This window comes from Silvanigrella paludirubra (genome assembly GCF_009208775.1).
Lineage (GTDB): Bacteria > Bdellovibrionota_B > Oligoflexia > Silvanigrellales > Silvanigrellaceae > Silvanigrella > Silvanigrella paludirubra.
Genome location: NZ_WFLM01000011.1, coordinates 1 through 5,246, shown reverse-complemented (window position 1 = coordinate 5,246; position 5,246 = coordinate 1). Strand labels below are relative to the sequence as shown.

Annotated in this window: 3 protein-coding genes; all 3 read right to left on the bottom strand. The window is 26.9% G+C overall.

Annotated features, from left to right (window positions below; translation table 11 throughout):
* The coding region (locus GCL60_RS17190; protein WP_153421918.1) for a hypothetical protein at window positions 1-2,579 on the bottom strand (2,579 nt) is incomplete at its 3' end.
* A gap of 245 nt (window positions 2,580-2,824) precedes the next feature.
* Entirely contained in the window at window positions 2,825-4,219 is a 1,395-nt protein-coding gene (locus GCL60_RS17185; RefSeq protein WP_153421917.1) for a hypothetical protein, read from the bottom strand.
* Between the two features lie 612 nt (window positions 4,220-4,831).
* Window positions 4,832-5,246, bottom strand: a 415-nt coding sequence (locus GCL60_RS17295) for a CD225/dispanin family protein (RefSeq protein WP_161998269.1), incomplete at its 5' end; no start/stop codon positions are given.

Here is a 5,246-nt window from a genome sequence, read left to right as displayed (position 1 = left end):
CCATAAGCATCATATTTATTGCTACTTACACTGTAAAAGCTTTTATCGCTCTTTAATAACTGCGTACTCGCTACTTTATTCATATCATTATAAGTAACTACGCTTATCGGAGATATTTCTCCATCTAACGCTTTTACATATTTTTGTTCCGTATGACTTGCATCATTATATTCTGTTACTTTTGTCTCTCCACTAGGTGAAGTAACTTCAATTTCACGGCTAAGAATGTCATACTTATATTTTATATAGGTTTTAAATGGAATTCCATTTGAATCAATATTATAAAAAGTTTCTACATCTTTTTTATTTGTGACACCATAGGTATAAGATTTTATTTTACTTAAATTACTATTATCTTGATTTTGAGCATAAATCTCTAGCTCTCTTCCTATAGAGTCATACACTTTAATAGCTTTATATCCATTTGACATTTGGATAATTAAAGAACTTGTTCCATATCCACCATAATCCGGATCATTCACTTTATAAGTATAACTTGTTTGAACTCCTGATCCACTTCCTTCAGGTTTAGCAATTTCTTTTATTTTTCTTCCTAAAGAATCATATTCATAAGAAATTTCAATTCCTTTTGAATCTAATTTTTTTATTTCTAAATTTGTAAAGGGATTTTTAGTAAATACCTCTTTGGCCAATATAAGGCCCTTTGAATTTAAGTAACTATTTGTTAATATATTTTGAAAATTTGTGCTTAAAAAATCTTGTTTTTTAATAATAATTTTACATTTTTTATTTGATGCAGAAGACAATTTTGTTAAAGTTGGAAATGAATATATAGGAAAAGCAGAACCAGATTTTATATTTTCACTAGAATATTGATGGATTTCAGTTTTATAAACCTTACCACAATTTTCACTTGTTACTTGGCAAATATTATCGCTTAAACGATATATTCTTGCCTTTAATCTTTGAAACGCATTTCCTTGAGCATTTTTTGCGTCTTCATATACATACTCAATTACTTTACTGCCTGTTCCATTAACTGCTTTTTCCACTTCTCTTAAAGGAAAGTGTACTATGCCATTAAAAGTCTTTTCTGCAGGTAAATATTGATACTCTTTAATTATTCCTGAGGCATCTTGAGTTCTTAATATATTTCCTGAATTGTCATATTCTTGCTTTGTAGTCTCGCTACGTTGCATACCATTTGCAAAATACGTTGTTTTTGTTTCTTTAGGAAAGTTATAGTTTGGATCTAATGAATCAAAGCTTTTGTTTGTCCAATCTGGATAAGTAAATTCTTTTATCTTAAAATAAATACCATTAACACGAGTAATTTCTTTCATCATTTGATGAAAATGATTATAAACTCTTTCCGTTGAATAAGTTTGAAAATTAGGAGCTTTTTTTGTTTCTACTGTCGAATAAGTATAACTATTCGGTGTAAAAAACAAAGCATCTTCACCTTCTTTAAAACCTGTAAATCCATATGCTAAATAATTTGTATTTGTGGATTCATAATAAGTATAACGAACTTCTTCATCACTTGTATCTGTTTTTGGAAGAGATATTGTTCTAATTTTAGATACCGCTGGAGAAGCAACGCCTTTTTTAGCGGACTCTAATCCACCAGGTAAATAAATTACATTGATTTTTGTTCCAGTTGGATAGAAAATATCTGTGATTAATCCATCTGTAGCAAAATTTTTCTCGCTTAATGCTTTATATTCAAATTTTACTTCTTGTGATAATGGATTCACTACTGATGTTAGTAAATTATTTTTACTTTTTTTAATTATTGTTAATGGAGCTCCAAATGTAGAACCATCATTCTTTTTAATTCTTACCTCAAAATCAGAAGGATAAGAAACTTCTAACTTTTTAATATCTTCGCTATTTAATGGACTTTTATAAACGATGGATTGAATTCGCGCACCTTTTTCATAATTAAATTCTGCACTAAACCCTTGAACATTCGTAATTTTTCTTAAATTACCAAACGCTCTATCAATTTGCTCGATTCGTCCATCTTTATATTTTAAAGTAACATATTCACTACCAATTGCTACGTTTAAATCTTTTAATTTATAATATTTTAGTTTGCCCGTTCCAATATCTAGTTTATAGCTACCACCACTTGCTAAACTCAACATTCCACTTTTTGTATCATAATGACTTAAATTCCAACTCCACCCTTTTCCTAATCCAAAAGCATCAGAACTGGATAGAGAAGAATAATTTATGGATAAAGAAATTTCTGGATCTTCAAATCCATTCCCATTCACATCTCCAATTTTATAAGATATTGAAAATGCACCTGTTCTTGGGTCTGCTGATTGAGATAAGTCTTTAAAATTATATGCGTCGCTTACTGGTTTATTGCTATCCGCTCCACCTTGGTTATTACTTGCGCTTTGTGCAGAAGCCTTAGTTCCACTAAGCTCTGCACCTGTTATCCTAGCCACTTTTTGTGTGCTTTTAGGACCTTCTGCTGAACTATATACAACAGCTGTTAACCTTGAAATCCCGCTGGCATAGGCATAGGTTTGAAAAGGTGTTGATAATATAAGGCTTGTACAGAAAAGTGCTGTAACTTTATTAATTTTTTGATTTATTTTCAATTGATAGCCTTTAATAAGATGATCAAAATATAAATAACATTTTAAATCCTAAGATTTTTATTCTTCAAAATAAAAGTCTTAGGATCTTCGTTAAATATATATTTATAGTCAAATTATATCACTAAAACAGGTCCATCTCAGTAAAAATTTAATCACGATTTCATCAAAATTTAATCCATAAATAAAAATATAATCAATAAATAACAATGTGTTAAAAATACATTCCAAATTACTCTATAATTTAATTACCATTTTTCTCCGTTTAAGCTTGAAGTAAATTCATTACCATAAGCATCTTCACCTTTAAATTCTAGATTTGCTTTCAATCCTGTTTTTTGTGAATCAGAAACTCTTATAATAAAACCAAATTCATTTTCAGAAAACGCAGGAAGTTTAGATTTTGCCGCCTCAAGATCTAAAGTATTTTTAGAATCTTTAAATAAGAAATTTTCATCATTTAAACCAGTGACTATTTTGTCTAGATTTAACTTTGTTTCTCCTTGATTAATAAAAGTAAAATCAGAAATCACTCTGTGATTAGTTAATGATGGATATGTTATAGAACGCAGTTTTTCAAAATTATTATTTTCAGAATTTGTATTATAAATTTCTACATTATTTTTATTTCCAGATAAAGACATAGCTATAGATTTTAATACAAAAGGTTTATAGTTTTTTAACTTTTTATTTTCAGTCACTTTTACAATTTTTACTTTCACGTTAGAATTATTTTCTGCTTTCAGTAAATGTGTTGAGTCACTAAAAACATCGAGTTTAGGATTTTTCAAAATTTCTATTTTAAACAAATCTTTTTTCTTAACATTTTCTAAAGGAATACTTTTTAATACACCACCTGCTTCTTTTTTATAATCGAGACTTGCTATTAAATTAATTTCTTTATCCGAAGAAATGTAAACCAAATCATCTGCATCTAAATTAACATTATCTTGGCCAAAACATTTTGTAAAATTATTACGACTAAACATAACATTATCTAATTTTTCAGGAGCTTTCTTCTTATCTATATAATTACTAAAATTAATATTTCTTTTAATTGATCTAACAACTTCATCAGATAACTCTACTCTATTGCCACTGTCATTATAAGACAAGGAAACTCTTACAGGAATATTATGTTTTTTATTATTAAATAACTTATTTTCATCACAAACTGGAGTCAATTTTAATTGGAGATCTTGATAATTATCTAATTGAGCTTCTACTAGACTTTCATTTAGATCATTTTCAGACTCTACCTCAAAATAATCTGGCTGAATAGTAACTTCTTCTTCACTATCATCATTATTTAAAATAGATTTTGATTTATCACTCAATACATCGCTGCCTTCAGAGCTATCATCCGATGACATATCGGTAGATGAATTACCAGTCAATGAAATAGAAATTGATGAAATCCCATCTTTAGGCACTGATTCTTCGGATTGAGCCTCCTCAGAGGTACCCTCATCTGTTACATTATCACCGGTAGTTGGATTTGATGGATTTTGCCCATTTGATGCTAATTCACTATTAGGCTTTTTATCACTACCTCCTTTATTACAAGAAAATAAAAAAGTAGACCCAACAATTGCAAACAATGAAATACATAGTTTTTTAGAATTAAAGCTTATCATAGTCATTTAACATCATCCTTTATGTTAATTATAAAAAAATAAAATAAATATTTATTTTAACAAATAATACCTCCTGTATTATTTGTTAAAATCATAAATTGCGACTTATTCTAATTATATATAAGTTAAAAATACTTAATATATCATTACAAATAAAAGTAATTAACAATTAAATAAAACGCATTATTTTAATAATTAAATAAACGAACAACTGTCAATGTTTTTATTTTTATATTTCTTAAACAATAAATAACGACATATGTTTTTATAATGTAAATTATTTATAATTTTTATAAATAATTTACATTATAAAAATTATAAAAAAAAATCATTTAATCAATAATTAAAATATGTTATAAATTTTAATAAATATAAAAATTTTACCTATTTATTTTTTTATTTTTATTGAGTGTATTCTTTAATTTATAAAAGAATTATCTTAATTAAAATATTATATCATATTTTTTTTAAATAATTTTTAATAATAAAAATTTTTAATTCAAAAAACGATATTATTAAAAAATATTCCAAATTTTTTATATTCAATATAATAATCTAAATTATAATTTTCTTGTTTAAATATAAAAAATTAGACTCATTCAAAAAGAATAAATTATTTTAATTACTTTTTTTGAAGCGAACATCATTATAAATAGGTGATACAAGCTTTAAAGGTTGTAACCAATTTGAATACGAATTAAATGATGATGAAGATGATGATGAAGATGATGATGATAATGAATCTTCCATTAAATCTTTTAATTCTTTAGCGCTACGCTCAGGAGTTGCAAAAGCTTCATAATCTGAAATACTATTGCTTCTATGTAAGCTTAAATCATCACCAAACGGACTACCATACTCTAATTTTTGTTGACCCGTATAAGTAACTGCAATCCCACTCACAAAAGAAACAATCCCAAGAGCTAGAGAAGCCCATCCTAAAGCACTTGCCGTATTTGCATACTCAGCTGCTTTATTTTTATCACCTGATTCAAGAGCTAATTCTGCTTTGTTTTGATAAACAGAACTTGCA